13 protein-coding genes are annotated in these 15524 nt (G+C 50.8%); 11 read left to right on the forward strand and 2 right to left on the reverse strand.

The features are described from left to right. The first annotated feature begins 31 nt into the window (after positions 1–31). On the forward strand, positions 32–1966 hold the full coding sequence (locus ACEVG1_RS15845; protein WP_374744691.1) for an OmpA family protein: 1935 nt from the start codon (positions 32–34) through the stop codon (positions 1964–1966). Between the two features lie 774 nt (positions 1967–2740). Here the strand turns inward: ACEVG1_RS15845 and ACEVG1_RS15850 are convergent. Next, positions 2741–4228, reverse strand: coding sequence for a hypothetical protein (locus tag ACEVG1_RS15850; RefSeq protein WP_374744692.1), 1488 nt, complete (start codon positions 4226–4228; stop codon positions 2741–2743). Positions 4229–4406: 178 nt separating this feature from the next. Between ACEVG1_RS15850 and rbsK the strand changes: the two genes are divergently transcribed. The 3 genes from rbsK to ACEVG1_RS15865 all read left to right on the forward strand — a co-directional run bounded on the left by rbsK (position 4407) and on the right by ACEVG1_RS15865 (position 7489). Next, entirely contained in the window at positions 4407–5327 is a 921-nt protein-coding gene (rbsK, locus tag ACEVG1_RS15855; protein ID WP_374744693.1) for a ribokinase, read from the forward strand. Between the two features lie 36 nt (positions 5328–5363). Next, positions 5364–6368, forward strand: a complete 1005-nt coding sequence (locus tag ACEVG1_RS15860; RefSeq protein WP_374744694.1) for a GRP family sugar transporter — start codon at positions 5364–5366, stop codon at positions 6366–6368. Positions 6369–6481: 113 nt separating this feature from the next. Next, positions 6482–7489, forward strand: a complete 1008-nt coding sequence (locus tag ACEVG1_RS15865) for a nucleoside hydrolase (RefSeq protein ID WP_374744695.1) — start codon at positions 6482–6484, stop codon at positions 7487–7489. An 8-nt stretch (positions 7490–7497) separates the two neighbouring features. On the opposite strand, the gene ACEVG1_RS15870 is transcribed toward ACEVG1_RS15865, so the two are convergent. Beyond that, the gene (locus tag ACEVG1_RS15870) at positions 7498–8349 is read right to left on the reverse strand and encodes an MBL fold metallo-hydrolase (protein WP_374744696.1); all 852 of its coding nucleotides are present in this window, start codon (positions 8347–8349) and stop codon (positions 7498–7500) included. 277 nt (positions 8350–8626) lie between these two features. Between ACEVG1_RS15870 and pckA the strand changes: the two genes are divergently transcribed. From pckA to prmA, 7 genes are all read left to right on the forward strand, one after another. Beyond that, on the forward strand, positions 8627–10243 hold the full coding sequence (gene pckA / locus ACEVG1_RS15875) for a phosphoenolpyruvate carboxykinase (ATP) (protein WP_374744697.1): 1617 nt from the start codon (positions 8627–8629) through the stop codon (positions 10241–10243). A 180-nt stretch (positions 10244–10423) separates the two neighbouring features. After that, positions 10424–11548: a phosphotransferase enzyme family protein gene (locus ACEVG1_RS15880; RefSeq protein WP_374744698.1), complete on the forward strand. Its 1125-nt coding sequence runs from the start codon at positions 10424–10426 to the stop codon at positions 11546–11548. 34 nt (positions 11549–11582) lie between these two features. Continuing rightward, entirely contained in the window at positions 11583–12227 is a 645-nt protein-coding gene (locus ACEVG1_RS15885) for a carbohydrate-binding family 9-like protein (RefSeq protein ID WP_374744699.1), read from the forward strand. Between the two features lie 106 nt (positions 12228–12333). Continuing rightward, a complete protein-coding gene (locus ACEVG1_RS15890; protein WP_374744700.1) occupies positions 12334–12582 on the forward strand; it encodes a type B 50S ribosomal protein L31 in 249 nt (82 codons plus the stop codon). Between the two features lie 77 nt (positions 12583–12659). After that, positions 12660–13850 (forward strand): putative sugar nucleotidyl transferase, encoded by a 1191-nt coding sequence (locus ACEVG1_RS15895; protein ID WP_374744701.1) that lies wholly within the window; start codon positions 12660–12662, stop codon positions 13848–13850. A 49-nt stretch (positions 13851–13899) separates the two neighbouring features. Continuing rightward, positions 13900–14667, forward strand: a complete 768-nt coding sequence (gene tpiA, locus ACEVG1_RS15900; protein ID WP_374744716.1) for a triose-phosphate isomerase — start codon at positions 13900–13902, stop codon at positions 14665–14667. Between the two features lie 12 nt (positions 14668–14679). Next, positions 14680–15519 (forward strand): 50S ribosomal protein L11 methyltransferase, encoded by an 840-nt coding sequence (gene prmA, locus ACEVG1_RS15905; RefSeq protein ID WP_374744702.1) that lies wholly within the window; start codon positions 14680–14682, stop codon positions 15517–15519. The last annotated feature ends 5 nt before the right edge of the window (positions 15520–15524 follow it).

The following is a 15524-nucleotide window of genomic DNA, read 5'->3' on the forward strand; positions in this document are numbered from 1 at the left end:
AATGCTGATACGTACAAAACCATACCGACCCATGAAATTATATTTCGACAATAAGTTTAACTTGATCCTGGCACTTTGCTTATTGGCTGTACTGCCATTACAGGCACAGTACTCCCTGCTGAAGTCTGCCGATCGCGAATTTGATACGTTCAACTTCATCAATGCCATTGAGCTCTACCAGCGGGCCTATGAGGTGAAACCCGATATCCGCACGGCAGAGCGCTTGGCTGAATCCTATTACCACATCCGCAACTACCGCGAGGCGGAAATATGGTATGCCCGTTTGGCAAACCACGATGAAGCGAAGATAGACCATATCCTCCAGTATGGTCATATATTACGCAATAATTCGAAATTCCGGGAGGCGAAGGCCCAATACCAGCGGGTAGCCCTTAAGGCCGAAGGTATCATTACCCCAGAGGAGTTGGCGGTATTGTATGCGTCGTGCGATTCGGCGGTGGTGTGGTTAGAGAACCCCATAAAGGCCGTGGAAATCAAGAACCAGAAGAAATGGAACTCGGCACAGGCCGAATTTGGCGCCACCAAAGGGCCTGAGGGCCTGTACTTTGCGTCCGATAGGTTTGACGGGGCTTCACACCCCGATGTGATATACGGCTGGACAGGCAATCCGTACCTGGCGATGTACGTGGCTAAAGATGCCTCCGTCAGCAAGGTCGACGCCAAATGGAGCGACGGCGCCAACCATTTCGGGCCGGCGACATTCTCCACGGGAAGGAAAGAGGTTTATTTCGCTGTGACACGCAACCTCACCCGCGATGAAAAACGCAATGCAGGCAAGGATGTAACGGTAAACATCGAGATATTCTCCAATTCGCTGGATGCGGCAAACTGGGGTGAAAACGCAACTCCCTTCCGCTACAATAACATCACGAAGTGGTCGGTAGGTGACCCCTTTCTGAGCGCTTCCGGCGATACGCTGTATTTCACGTCGGATATGCCGGGCGGCCTTGGTGCCACAGATATCTACTACGTGGTACGCCAGTCGGAGGGTAGTTGGGGCGAAGCTGTCAACATGGGGCCGGGTGTGAACACGCCTGGCGATGAGCGGTTTCCCGGTATAGACGAGAAAGGCGATTTCTATTTCTCGTCCAACGGCCATTTGGGGATGGGCGGGTTGGACGTGTATCGATTGGATCGGAGTGGCCGCAGTGCTAAAGCCGTGAATCTAGGGTTTCCGTTTAATTCACCTTATGACGATTTTTCCATCCGGTTTGATAAGGAACTGGAAGGGTATGTAGCTTCAGACAGGAGCGGTGGCGCAGGAGCGGACGACATCTATTGGTTTAACCTGAACAAAATCGTACAGATCGACCTCGAAGGCGGTGTGTACAACGCCAAGACCAAACTGCCGGTAACCGGCGCAAAGGTAACGTTGACGCCGGCAGGTGATGATGCCAATGCCGTGGTGGTGAGTTCGGGTGCCGACGGTAAATTCAAATTCAACCTAGCCGAGGATGCCGACTATACGCTGACGGCAGAGCAAACCGGGTTCCGGCCGTTCACGCCGATGGCATTCTCTACTTCGGGAATCGACTCGAGCACAACGCTGGTTAAGGATATCTTTCTCGATCCGGTCGAAGAGAAAGAGGTGGTGGTGCTCCGCAACATCTATTTTGATTTCGATAAAGCGGATATCCGGCCGGATGCAGCATTGGAACTTGATAAGATCGCGGCATTCCTAAACAGTGATCCCAGTGTTCGGATCGAGCTGAGTGCCCATGCCGACTCACGCGGCACGCATGAATACAACATGAAACTGACACAGCGTCGTGCCGATTCTTCCGTTGCTTACCTCGTGAGTAAAGGGATAGCTGCCGACCGCTTGGTGGCTAAAGGCTATGGGTTTACGAAGTTGGCCAACCATTGCGCCAAGGGCGTGGAATGTACCGAAGAAGAGCACCAGTGGAATAGGCGAGTGGAATTTTTTGTGATTGAGAGCAATTAAGGACTTCTGAGCGAGGAGGGTTAAAAAAAGATTGTGTAAACGGTTTATGCCTTTGCTTTGCGGTATGTACGTGCAAAGGTGATGTATGCTTCCGGATAGTTTCCGTATGTCATAGCGCCATTGCCGTATAGTACGAGTGCTATGACATATGGTATGGAACTTACGATATAATACATAGTGATTATGACGTACTACACGGGGACTTATGATGTAGTACACAGGACTTATGGCATATTACATAGCGCCTAAGACATGAAGCATAGTGCCTATGATGTATTACTTGGGACTTATGGCATACAGCATAGGGACTCTGACGTAATACATGGGGCTTATGGCGTACTACACGAGGTTCATGACATATTACATAGCACCCATGATGTGTTTACTTAAGACTTACGGCATACAGCATAGGGACTCTGACGTACTACATGGGGCTTACGACGTAGTACATGAGGTTCGTGGCATATTACACAGCGCCTATGATGTACTACATGGGACTTATGGCATATAGCATAGGGGCTCTGACGTACTACACGGAGCTTGTGACGTACTACATGAGGTTCATGAGATATTACGTAGCGCCTATGACGTGCTGCATGGGACTTATGACATATGTCATGTGTCATACGGTGTAACACATGGCGCCTGATAGGTAATACATGAGGCTCAAGACATATATCAAAGCGCCTAATCCCCGGTCGGGAACTACGGTTTCCAGATCGGAAATGAAGTAGATTAGATGAAGTTTACTCACATCGTATCATGCGAGATGAATTACCGATGTTTGTCCAGAGCCCATTGTCCAAAGTCGAAATACTTCCGTAGCTGGTTTTCCTGTTTCTCTGCTTGTATGTCCAATAGTTTTTCGGATATTTTTTTCCGGGCTGTTTCCTTCCATGCATTTCCCCGGCGCTTCGGGTCGGCTGCGATGGTATCGAATACTAGTTTTTCTGTTTTGTAGGCTTTTCCGAACTTGCTGAATGCACGTTTGTAGGAACGGATTTCATAGTCGAGATAGCTGAGGTCGTCCAGTTCGTAGCCGATAAGGATATGCAAAAGTCGTGTTGCGCGGAAAGCCGGTAGCCGCATGTGCTGTTTTTCTGCTGTCAATAAGCGATTGATGCATCGGTTGGCTTTGGTCCATTGTTGTGCAAGAAAATAAGTCAATCCTTCGAAGTAGTTGTATTCCAATTGTTTTTCATGGCCCTCGATGGCAGAAGCCGATTGGGGGTCGTCGTGGTATCGGTTTAGCAACAATAAGGCTTCTTGAACATTGGCGGAACCGAGTAGCATATTCAACTGGTATACTTGTGCAGTGAGCATGGCGAAGTTGCTGAAATGATCGGGATACGGCCGTTTGGAAAGAGACCATGCTTTCTCTATAAATAGTGCCATCTCTTTGTAATATCCGATGCTTCGCAAGCTATCTAAAATACCGTCTAATGCAGATAAGTAGTCGTATGGTGGGTAATCCCACATCGATTCATTGGATTCAATCAGCTTGTTAAGCTCGTTGAAAATCCGTAAAGCTGAGCTGTACTCGCCGGTATGGATGAAAAAGAACGACTGGAATAACAAATGGAGTTTCTGCGGTTCGAATTCATGCTGGCTACCGCGGGTGGTCAGGCTTAGCTCACTTAAGATTAAGTCGTTGATTTTCTTGTCGCTCTTGCCGCTAACAGTTAACGAACCTCTCGTCAAACGATAGCTCAATAATTCATACAACGAATAATGTTCATGTAGCTGTCGGAGCGATTGCAGCGTGTGTTTGGCTTTCATTTGCTTGTCCACCAGTTGCTGTTCGCTCACGCCGGGGAAACCCACGTCCGCCAATGCCGTGAGCTCCATCCGCGATGCCTGGTAGGCAACTGCATGGTTCTGGCTTTCAGCGGCCAGTTTAACTGCCTTTTTCAATGCTTTGTGTGCGCGGTTTGGCATGGAGCGCTCGAAACATAACCGAGCCTTCATCAAATAGTGGTATTGTGCGTACCAGGTATCCTGTTCGATGCGTATCTGTACGAGTGTATCGGTAAGCACTTTATATAGGTAGCTGGCGGTGTTCTCGAATGACTTGGACGGATAATTTTCGCGGAATTGCTGTTCCCACGATCTGTCGCCGACATTCGGGCTCTTATTGAGAACCAATTCATACAGTAGTAGATAATCTTTTGGTCCGTTGAGCCTAGCGCAATGGAGTTGGAAATGTTTTTTCTCCGCGGCGGAAAGTGACAAAATAAGCTTTTCTAGTTCGAATGTCAGCATTTTATTTAGCTATTATTAAATATTTAACTGTCTTATTAATAGTGATTAACTAAGTATATGTTGTTTTAAATTGAATTTTATAATTCATAAAATTAATAAAAAATGGTTAATTCCTAACAGAAATCCCACTTACTTTTGCTATTGTATTAAACCAGTTATTGTTTTTGTGACCAGTTATATGAGTAATAAAATCATCATCGTAGTAGGAAGTATGAACATGGATATGGTGGTAAAAACCAGTCATATTCCCCAACCCGGAGAGACGGTGTTGGGCGGATCGTTTTTTATGAATCCTGGTGGGAAAGGGGCCAACCAGGCCGTCGCGGTGGCGCGGCTAGGAGGGGACGTCGCATTTGTGGGAAAGATAGGCGACGATATTTTTGGAAAGCAATCGGCCCAACTCTTCGATGAAGAGGGGGTAGACACGAATGGTATACTATCCGACCACGATAGCCCATCGGGCATTGCGCTCATTACGGTCGATGAGCGAGGTGAAAACAGCATTGTGGTGGCGCCGGGAGCGAATGCGCACCTTGAACCAGCGGATGTGGAACGCGTGCTTGACAAGTATTCGGACAGCAACATATTGTTGATGCAATTGGAAATCCCGATGCGGACGGTGGAGCACGCAGCCCGCATTGCACGGCATCGGGGGATGCAGGTCATCCTGAACCCTGCTCCCGCCAATGAGTTGGTGCCCGGTGTATTCCATCTAGTGGATATTCTCACACCGAATGTGAATGAAGCGGAGATGTTATCGGGTGTACGTATCGTGGATATTCCGAGTGCACGGCAGGCCGCGGAAAGCATACATGCCCAAGGCGTGAGACATGTCATTGTCACCTTGGGGAAACAGGGGGCGGCATTGTTGGAGGATGGCGTGTTCTATCACATTCCGGCTCCCGTAGTGGAGACGGTGGATACCACGGCGGCTGGTGACGTGTTCAACGGCGCATTGGCGGTAGCGTTGGCCGAAGGTAAAGGGTTGACGGATGCGACATCCTTTGCGTGCCGTGCGGCATCGATCGCAGTTACCAAGATGGGCGCGCAGTCATCGATACCATTTCGTAATGAGGTGTTGCTGAATCGTATGAAATAATAGTTCGTTGTAAACCAATTTTAAGACCATCAAATTATGTTTATCGTAGAAAATTATGGGCTGGCGGTCCTGTTCTGCATCGTTACGATGCTGTGCTGGGGCTCGTGGGCCAACACGCAGAAATTGGTGCAGCGTGAATGGCGTTTCGAGCTGTTTTACTGGGATTATGTATGGGGAATCTTTTTCTTGGCACTTGTCGGCGCATTCACCATGGGCAGCATGGGCGATTCGGGTCGGTCATTTCTGGTCGATCTGGCTCAGGCTGATGGAGGGAATATCCGCAGTGCACTCATCGGCGGGGTGGTGTTCAACCTAGCGAATATCCTGCTCACGGCGGCCATTGCAGGTGCTGGCATGGCTGTCGCTTTTCCGGTGGGTATCGGCTTGGCGTTGGTTATCGGTGTGTTGATTAACTACTTGATGTTGAGCAAAGGCGACCCCGTATTGCTTTTCCTGGGCGTTGGCTTGGTTACACTGGCTATTATCCTCAATGCGGTGGCATACGGGAAGCATTCGGGTAGTGCCGGTAAGAAGAAGGTGGGCAAGTGGATTGCCGTCTCGGTCATAGCCGGGATTCTGATGTCTACCTTCTACCCCTTTATTGCAGCCGGTATGGACCTGGAGAACTTCGTAGACCCAGCAGCCGGCAAAATGACACCTTACACGGCATTTGTGGTGTTTGCTGCGGGTATTGTGGTAAGTAATCTGGTGTTCAATACCGTTTTGATGCGTAGGCCACTTGAAGGAGCGCCCATCAACTATGGCGAATATTTCCGTGGCCGGTTCTCCATCCATTTGGTGGGTATCCTTGGCGGCGGTGTCTGGGGCTTGGGTAATCTGTTCAATCTCCTAGCCGCCGGCAAAGCGGGTCCTGCCATCTCGTATGGGCTGGGACAAGGTGCTACCTTGGTTGCCGCGTTGTGGGGCGTATTGATCTGGAAAGAATTTAAAGGGGGGACAAAATCCGTAAAGGTACTTGTGGCCGCGATGTTCGTGCTATTTGTCGTAGGATTGGGGCTGGTTATTTCCGCGGGAGGGTAGAGGATCACACACGGGATTGAAAAATCTGATAGCTTCATCGCCATTAAAACCGCCGAAGGCAGCATGAATGCCTTTAAAAACAAAACAATGATGAATAAACAAATTATATACAGATGAAAACTAATGCAATTTTCCTTTTGAGTACTGTTCTTTGGTGTACGGCCTGTTCTACGCAATCAGATGATCAGGTTAAACGGTCGGTCACACAACCCCCTAAAATAATCTTCGACACCGATATGGGCCCCGATTATGACGATGTTGGAGCGATTGCGGTGCTGCATGCACTCGCCGACAGCGGCGAATGCGAGATCCTAGCCACGGTGGCCAGCGATGCACATCCATCCATTGCGCCCACCATTGAGGTGTTCAACCGGTATTTTGGTCGTGACGGCCTGCCAGTGGGTATAGCCCCCCACGGTGCCCCCGATTTTACGGCGGAAAATGGATGGAATGATACACTCATCCATACATATGCACCGGATTTACGGAATAAAAGCTATCCGGATGCCGTGAGCGTGTACCGGCAGGCATTGGCAGGCCAGCCCGACCAAAGCGTAACGGTTGTTACCGTAGGGTTTCTTTCAAACCTTAGTGCGCTATTGGATTCGCAGCCGGATGCGTATTCAGCGCTTAATGGCGTAGAACTTGTAAAAGCCAAAGTGAAACAGCTCGTTTCGATGGCTGGGCTATTTCCCGAAGGGATTGAATTTAACGTTTACAAAGACCCTTCGGCATCTGCCAACGTGTTTGACAACTGGCCTACACCGATCCTGTTCAGTGGTTTTGAGATTGGAGCGAATATTTTCACGGGTTGCAGGGTAGGTGCGCGCACCGATAGCGGCCCCGTAACGAAAGCTTACGATTATAACCTGAAAACCTATGCCGAGGGTGGCGAAACCAACCGCCAGTCGTGGGACCAGACGGCGGTGCTGATCGCTGTCCGCAATCCGTCGGACTATTTCTACGTAAACGGGCCGGGCAAGTTTACGGTGGATGAAAAGGGCTTCAACAAATGGGATCCCACAACCGACGCTGGACATTATTTTGTTGTACATAAATACCCGTACCAGCATATTTCGGATGTGGTTGAAAGGTTGATGTTGCACAATCCCGCAAAATAGGGCAGTGCTTACCCCTTAGCTAGCCAATCGCTGAGCGAAAACGTGTCTTTCAGCCGGTACCCTTTGTCCGTCAGTTGGATGGTGCAGCATTCGTTGAACGGGTCGTGTTCCAAAAACAGGGCATAGTCGTTGTCTACGGACTCCTGCCAATACCGCTTGCGTTCCTCCATCGTAATCAATGGCCGCACATCGTAACTCATCACGTAGGGGAGGGGGATGTGGCCGGCGGATGGCAGGAGGTCGGCCATATAGAGCAATGTCCTTCCTCCGTAGCCAATCTGTGGGAGCATCATGGCATCGGTATGGCCGTAAGCAAACCGGACGGTAATATGGTCGGAAAAGCTGATGCCGTCTTCCACATCAATGAAGCGCAATTGCCCGCTATCGTAGAGCGGTATGATGTTTTCCTGCAGGAATGAAGGTTTTTCGCGGTGGTTTGGGAAAAGCGCCCACTCCCAATGTTGTTTATTGCTCCAATAGGTGGCATTTTTGAATGCGGGAACCAAACGGCCCGCTTCGCGCATGACGGCGCCCCCCACGTGGTCGAAATGGAGGTGGGTGAGGATTACGTCCGTGATGTCATCACGATGGAAGCCATGCTTGGCGAGCGATCCATCCAGCGTGTCGTCGCCATGGCGGTAATAATGGCTGAAAAACTTTTCACCCTGTTTGTCGCCCAGCCCGGTATCGACCAAGGTAAGGCGGCCACCTTCCTTGATAAGCAATAGCCGTGCTGCCCACGTGCACATGTTCCGATCGTCTGCCGGGTTTGCGTGCTGCCAAATCGATTTGGGGACCACACCGAACATCGCACCGCCGTCGAGCTTGAAAAATCCGGTATCAATTGGATACAGTTCCATATGTCATCTGTCTAATTGCTAAAGGTAAAAAATACCCGCTAAATACCGGGCCTCAACCCTAAAAAATACGAGTACGCTATGTAAAACGTCTGCGCTACCCGGATGTTTGGTTTTTTATGAAATTGGGCTAAAACGATAAATGGTGCTGTTTTACAGTTAGTTGACTTAGTGTATTTTATACAAAAAGCTGATTTTCAGTTATTTTTGCTTTATTTTATCTGTTTTTAATCCCTACATTTGCCGCATTGAATCAATGCACACTATAGAATAAATTGCCATGAATGCTTCCAAGAAAGCTATTCCAAAGCTAGATTACCTTTTTATCAAGGAAAGTGAAAAGGTACACTATCAACAAAGCGTAGCGGAGCTGGTTGAGTACGCCGTTCTCGCGGGGGAAGGAACCCTGTCGGAATCCGGTGCCTTGGCGGCAGACACCGGGCGTTTTACGGGGCGCACACCTTACGACCGTTTCATCGTTTCCGATGCGCTGACCGAAAACACCGTATGGTGGGGCGACATCAACCAGCCGATATCAACGGCATCTTTTGAGCACCTGTTGGAAGAGGTCGGCGCATACCTGAGCGGCAGGGATATCTTCGTCCGTGATGCCGTTGCCGGTGCTGATCCAAGTTATAGCATTGGGATTCGGGCCGTAACCGAAACGGCTTACCAAAGTGTATTTGTCAATAACCTATTCATCCGACCGGCGTCACCCGATCCGTCCGCCCGCCCGGAATGGTCCATCCTTGCGGCGCCGGGTTACTGCTGTGCCGATCCGGAGCGGTATGGACTGCACCACCCTAATTTTGTAGTGATCAATTTTACCCGGAAAGTGGTGTTGGTTGCCGGTACAGGGTATACGGGTGAGATAAAAAAGGGCATTTTCTCGGTCATGAACTTTATACTGCCGCTGCAGGAACAGGTGCTTTCCATGCATTGTGCGGCCAACACGGATACCCAAGGGCATACGGCATTGTTTTTCGGGCTTTCGGGTACCGGTAAGACAACACTGTCTGCAGATCGGGACCGGATGCTGGTGGGCGACGACGAGCATGGCTGGAGCGACAAAGGTATCTTTAATTTCGAAGGCGGTTGTTACGCCAAATGTGTCGGGTTGGATGAAAGTAAGGAACCCGAAATATTCCATGCGGTACGATTCGGTGCACTCGTAGAGAATATCCGATACGTACCGGGTACGCGCTCGCCGAATTACGACGATGTATCGAAGACGGAAAACACCCGCGTGGCTTATCCGATTAACCATATCATGGACAGTGTGACGATTGGCCAAGCATCCGCACCGAAAGATATTTTCTTCCTTACCGCCGATGCGTTCGGTGTGCTGCCGCCGGTATCACTGCTGTCGACCACGCAGGCCATGTATCACTTCATGTCGGGTTATACCGCCAAGGTGGCGGGTACCGAGGAAGGGGTCAAGGAACCCAAAGCGGTTTTTTCGGCCTGTTTTGGTGAAGCGTTTTTGCCATTGCACCCTACGCACTATGCCGAGCTGTTGCGGCAACGCCTGGCAGATAATGCCGTCAACGTATGGCTGGTGAATACGGGATGGATCGCAGGCCCATATGGGGTGGGCCGCCGGATCAAGCTGGCATACACACGGTCCATCATCAAGGCCGCGCTAACGGGTGTGCTGAAAGAAACGGCGTTCAACACGCACCCCGTTTTCGGGCTTCGTTACCCCACGAGCTGCCCCGACGTGCCCGATGCGGTGCTTGATCCGGTGCAGTTGTGGCCCGATGAAAATGCGTACTACGCAAAAGCCAATCAATTGGCTAAGCTTTTCATCCATAATTTCAAGCGGTACGGCCAGGAGGTGAGCAAAGACGTACTGGATGTATCGCCCATGGTGATGGAACCTACTCCGCTGGTTTGATAGTTTAATAAATCGCACGTAGGCCCCTTGGAGCACTCGCCTCAAGGGGCTTTTTTTGCGGCGACCAACCACTTGGTAAATAGCGCAAACGATTGTTTGGTGAAATGATATGGTTATTCGTGCGCTAATTTGCATATTGCGCGTCAATTAAACAGAAAACACGGTTTTCCTTTTCTTTTTATGAATGATTTTAGTCCAGCGCAATTAGCCAAGCTAGCGAATGAATTTGATATAGAGGGTGAGGTAATGGATGTTTCGCCGTTCGGGTCGGGACACATCAACGATACCTTCCGGGTGATAACCGATGGGTCGGGGGGCGCACGTTACCTACTCCAACGGGTGAATCATCATGTATTCAAGGATGTAGCCGCGGTGATGGAAAACATCCAGCGCGTAACCAACCACTTGAAGGCACGCTATGCCACTGAATTTGAGGGGTGCAATCACCTTGACCGCCGGGTGCTGACATTGATTCCGGCAAAGGATGCCGAATCGTACCACCGGGACGAGCGCAGCAATTTCTGGCGGATGTTTATACTGCTCGATGGCACGCGCAGCTATGACATCGTGGAAACCCCGCAGCAAGCGAGGGAAGGGGGGCGCGCATTCGGACAGTTCCAGCGGCTGCTGGCCGATTTGGACGTCGGCCTTATCCATGAAGTGCTGCCCGATTTCCACCATATCGGGAATCGTTTGGGCCAACTTGGCCGCGCCGTTGACTCGGATGCGGTAGGCCGCGTTCGGCGCGTGCAGGAAGAACTGAGCTTTATCAAGGACCGGGAACGGCGTATGCACGCTATTCTGGAGCTGGCGGCCCAAGGTCGGTTACCCGTGCGGATTACCCACAACGATACCAAATTCAACAACGTATTGCTGGATGACGGAGACCGCGCACAGTGTGTAATCGACTTGGACACGGTGATGCCGGGATACGTGGCGTATGACTTTGGCGATGCCATACGGACCATCATCAACCGCGCTGCCGAGGATGAGGCCGATTTGGATAACGTACAACTGAATATCCCGCTATTTGAGGCCTATGCCGATGGGTATTTCGAAGAAGCACACCAATTTTTGACCGGTGATGAGGTAGCTTCGCTGATGGAAGGTGTGTTGCTGTTTCCCTACATGCAAGCGGTACGGTTCCTTACCGATTTTCTGGAAGGTGACCATTACTATAAAACCCACCATGCTGACCATAATTTGCAGCGCACGCGCGCCCAGCTCAAGTTGGTGAGCGAACTGGAAGCACACGAGCCTGAATTGCGGGATATCGTAGCGCGGGTGGCCGCCCGGTACCAATGAATAAGGCGAACCTAGTTAATTAAAATGATACCCCATGGATACGATAACCATCCCTTTCCTCGAAGGGATCAATCAGCATACGACAATCGAAGAACTCCTGGCCACCACGGCTCCCCTGGCCGCCAATGAGCTGAGGGAGGTGCCATGGGCGGCTTTCCCGTACCGCCCTTCGGTCCACTTCAAGATAGCCCATACGGCAGTGGGTGTGCTGCTCTTGTACGAAGTGCGGGAAAAGCATGTAAAAGCGGTATACCGAAATACAAACGATCCCGTTTATAAGGATAGTTGTGTGGAGTTCTTCCTTTCGTTTGATGGTACCAATTATTACAACCTGGAGTTCAACTGCTTGGGAACCGGACTAATCGGATATGGCCCGGCACAGCGGATGGAGCGGAAGCGATTGCCCGAGGCGACCATCGAGCGGGTGAAAACATACAGCAGCATCTCATCGCGGCCCACAGATAGCGGCGATACGGAGTGGCGTCTATTGCTGCATATCCCTTATACGGTATTTGAGGCCGATGCGATCGACTCGCTTGCGGGGATGCGCTGTACCGGCAATTTCTATAAGTGCGGGGATGACCTGCCCGAACCGCATTATGTGGCCTGGAATCCCATCGACTACCCAACACCTAATTTCCACCTGCCCCAATATTTCGGCGAGTTGGTGTTCCAATAGGCCCGGTGCGATAAATTAGCTGAGGATTAAACGAAGTATTGTTGGAATTTAAATTCTAATAACCTATCTTTGCACGCTCATTAGGAATATAGTAACTCGAGATAAAATGAAGAAAGACTTGCATCCAGCGAATTACAGATTGGTGGTTTTCAAGGATATGTCAAACGATTATTCGTTCGTAACGAAATCATGCATCGACGCCAAAGAAACCATTCAATGGGAGGATGGAAATGAATATCCATTGGTGAAACTTGAAATTTCACATACTTCCCACCCTTTTTATACCGGTAAAATGAAATTGGTCGACACCGCAGGGCGTATCGACAAATTCCGTAGCCGTTACAGTAAAAAGTAACACTACGATAGGTAAAAAATATTAGTCCCGATATTTTATCGGGACTTTTTTATTTTAGCCGTTCTAAATGGAAACCTATGCATATCGTTTTATTTGACAAGGCGGAATGGCGGATAGGGCTTTATCCATTGGCGCTGACACGCCCCGTGGCCGACCTGCGCGTGGGCATCCTCACCATCGCCGACAAGTGGGCGAAATGGCTGGGGGCTTCCTATTCCTTTCTCACGGAAGACTATTTGCAGGAGAAATACCCGTTGGGCCACCTGAACGGAGATATCCTGTTAATACGGGGCAATTGCTGCCCGGATAGCCGGTTGGTCGATGCGGTAGCGGCATTGCGCACCGGTGAGGCGTTGTTGCATGGGGACGATATGGTTGCCATACGCACGGTTTCGGCGGAAGTACAGGGTGGAGGCTTTCCCGCTTTGGCCAGCTATTCCCCCATGCCATACCACCACCCGGTAGTAACGATCAACCATCCCGAAGATATTTTCCTGCAGAACGGCGAACAGATCGGCCTCGATTTCGAGCGGCTCACCAAGGGGCGGCACTCGGCAATATTATGCGGAAGCAACCGTTTCATTGGTGACCGGCTTTTTGCCGAGGAAGGAGCTCAGGCAACATGTGCGACATTCAACAGCACCAAGGGCCCCATCTACTTGGGTAGAAATAGCGAAGTGTGGGAGGGCAGCCTCATCAGGGGTGCATTTGCACTGGGCGAAAATGCGCAAGTGAAAATGGGAACCAGGATCTATAGCAATGTGTCGGTAGGGCCCTACTCGCGGGTAGGGGGCGAACTGAATACCTGCGTGATCTGGGGCCGCTCGGCCAAGGGGCACGACGGCTACCTCGGAAGCTCCGTGTTGGGTGAGGGGTGCAATTGGGGCGCAGATACCAATAATTCTAATTTAAAGAACAATTATAAATCCGTACGTTTATATGATTATACGCGGGCCGGATACCGGGATACCGGCTTGCAGTTTTGTGGTATGGTGATGGCCGACCATGTGCGATGTGCCATCAATACCGCATTCAACACGGGTACGGTAGTGGGAGTGGGGGCAAGTGTTTGCGGCATCGGTATGCCACCCACGTTCATCCCCGATTTTTCGTGGGTCGGAACCGATGGGGTCTCGGCCTACCGGTTGGAGAAACTCTTTGAAACGTTGGAATCTGTCTATGAGCGGAGGAACCTGCGCTTTGATGAGGTGGAAAAACGGTTGCTCACCGCGGTGTTCGAGCGTACGCAAGCACACCGCAGCTGTTGAAAGTGGAATGTTAAACCCTTACTTAATATAAATAACTATACATAACATGATACGAAAGAAAATTGTTGCCGGAAATTGGAAGATGAACCTTGACTATCAGCAAGGGATCAGTCTTTTTTCGGAGATCGTCCATATGGCAAACGACGAGGTGATGGGCAACCAGGGCGTGGTGGTTTGCGCGCCGTTCATCCACCTCCATGGTATCGCGCAGTTGGCCGCAGGTTCGTCTCGCGTTACCGTGGGCGGACAAAACATCTATTTCCAGGAATCGGGTGCCTACACCGGCGAGATATCGGCGTCGCAGCTGAAATCTACCGGAGCCACCCACGTAATCTTGGGGCACTCCGAGCGGCGTGCTTATTTCCACGAAGATGACGACCTACTTAGCAGGAAAGTCGATGCGGCGTTGAAGCATGGCCTTACGCCCATTTTCTGTATCGGCGAAACGCAGGAGGAGCGCGAATCTGACCGCTACTTCGATGTGATCCGCACGCAGCTGGAAAAAGGGATATTTCACTTGGCCGATGGTGATTTCGGTAAAGCCGTGCTTGCCTATGAGCCGGTGTGGGCCATCGGTACCGGACTGACCGCTACGCCGGAGCAGGCACAGGAGGTGCACGCATTTATCCGTAATGAGGTGGCCAGCCATTATAACCAAGACGTGGCCGATGCCACTACCATTTTGTACGGTGGAAGCTGTAACCCTAAAAATGCGGTCGAGCTATTTGCACAGCCCGATATTGACGGTGGCCTTATTGGCGGTGCGTCCCTGAAATCCCGCGATTTCATCGACATTGCCAAAGTGTTCAACCGTTGAAACCTGCCGGTGATGAGGTACAGTGAAGTTGTTTTTTCCTGCTCGGGTGGCGAAGATTGGCACCAGGATATCTTGATAAGCGATCTTGGCGATATGGGCTTCGATACATTCGAAACCCGCGACGACGGGTTTGCGGCATACATTGCGTCGGAGCAGCTCGACCGCTCGGCGTTGGAATTGCTGCTGATCCACCAACCGGTCGGTTTCCAGGTCAACTATGTGGTCAATGAGATTGAACCACAGAACTGGAACAGTGTATGGGAGCGTAATTTCGAACCGGTCGTTGTGGCCGACCAGTGCTACGTAAGGGCTACGTTCCATCCGGAAGCGCCGGCATACCCCTACGAAATCGTCATCGATCCGAAGATGGCTTTCGGGACGGGCCACCACCAAACCACCTCGTTGATGATGCGCCACATGCTGGCGGAACCGTTTGAAGGGAAGTCCGTGCTGGATATGGGATGTGGTACCGGTATCCTGGCCATACTGGCGGTGAAGCTCGGAGCAGCGGAAGTGCTGGCGATCGACAATGACCCGGTGTGCGTGGCCAGCGTGGAAGAAAACAAAATACGGAACGATGCCTCCCATATCGTAGCGGAATGCGGTTCGATGGAACTGATACGGAACCGCCGGTTTGATGTGGTCTTGGCTAATATCAACCGCAACATCCTCCTGGATCAATTGGAAGGATATGCACAGTCGTTGGTGGCTGATGGGGTGTTGTATATGAGTGGTTTTTATGAGGGGCATGACCTGGACGTGTTGAGAAGTGCGGCCGAGCGCCAGGGGTTGGCTTATGGAAGCCACGAAGCACTGGATGGTTGGGCCGCGGCTCGGTTTATTAAAAAATAGCAGCT

The sequence above is a fragment of the Parapedobacter sp. 2B3 genome, from assembly GCF_041925275.1.
GTDB lineage: Bacteria > Bacteroidota > Bacteroidia > Sphingobacteriales > Sphingobacteriaceae > Parapedobacter > Parapedobacter pyrenivorans_A.

Excerpts from the sequence above, each read along its gene's own strand:
- ACEVG1_RS15845 (WP_374744691.1), top strand. The coding sequence starts at position 32 with ATGAAATTATATTTCGACAATAAGTTTAACTTGATCCTGGCACTTTGC.
- ACEVG1_RS15850 (WP_374744692.1), bottom strand. The coding sequence starts at position 4,228 with ATGCTGACATTCGAACTAGAAAAGCTTATTTTGTCACTTTCCGCCGCG.
- rbsK (WP_374744693.1), top strand. The coding sequence starts at position 4,407 with ATGAGTAATAAAATCATCATCGTAGTAGGAAGTATGAACATGGATATG.
- ACEVG1_RS15860 (WP_374744694.1), top strand. The coding sequence starts at position 5,364 with ATGTTTATCGTAGAAAATTATGGGCTGGCGGTCCTGTTCTGCATCGTT.
- ACEVG1_RS15865 (WP_374744695.1), top strand. The coding sequence starts at position 6,482 with ATGAAAACTAATGCAATTTTCCTTTTGAGTACTGTTCTTTGGTGTACG.
- ACEVG1_RS15870 (WP_374744696.1), bottom strand. The coding sequence starts at position 8,349 with ATGGAACTGTATCCAATTGATACCGGATTTTTCAAGCTCGACGGCGGT.
- pckA (WP_374744697.1), top strand. The coding sequence starts at position 8,627 with ATGAATGCTTCCAAGAAAGCTATTCCAAAGCTAGATTACCTTTTTATC.
- ACEVG1_RS15880 (WP_374744698.1), top strand. The coding sequence starts at position 10,424 with ATGAATGATTTTAGTCCAGCGCAATTAGCCAAGCTAGCGAATGAATTT.
- ACEVG1_RS15885 (WP_374744699.1), top strand. The coding sequence starts at position 11,583 with ATGGATACGATAACCATCCCTTTCCTCGAAGGGATCAATCAGCATACG.
- ACEVG1_RS15890 (WP_374744700.1), top strand. The coding sequence starts at position 12,334 with ATGAAGAAAGACTTGCATCCAGCGAATTACAGATTGGTGGTTTTCAAG.
- ACEVG1_RS15895 (WP_374744701.1), top strand. The coding sequence starts at position 12,660 with ATGCATATCGTTTTATTTGACAAGGCGGAATGGCGGATAGGGCTTTAT.
- prmA (WP_374744702.1), top strand. The coding sequence starts at position 14,680 with ATGAGGTACAGTGAAGTTGTTTTTTCCTGCTCGGGTGGCGAAGATTGG.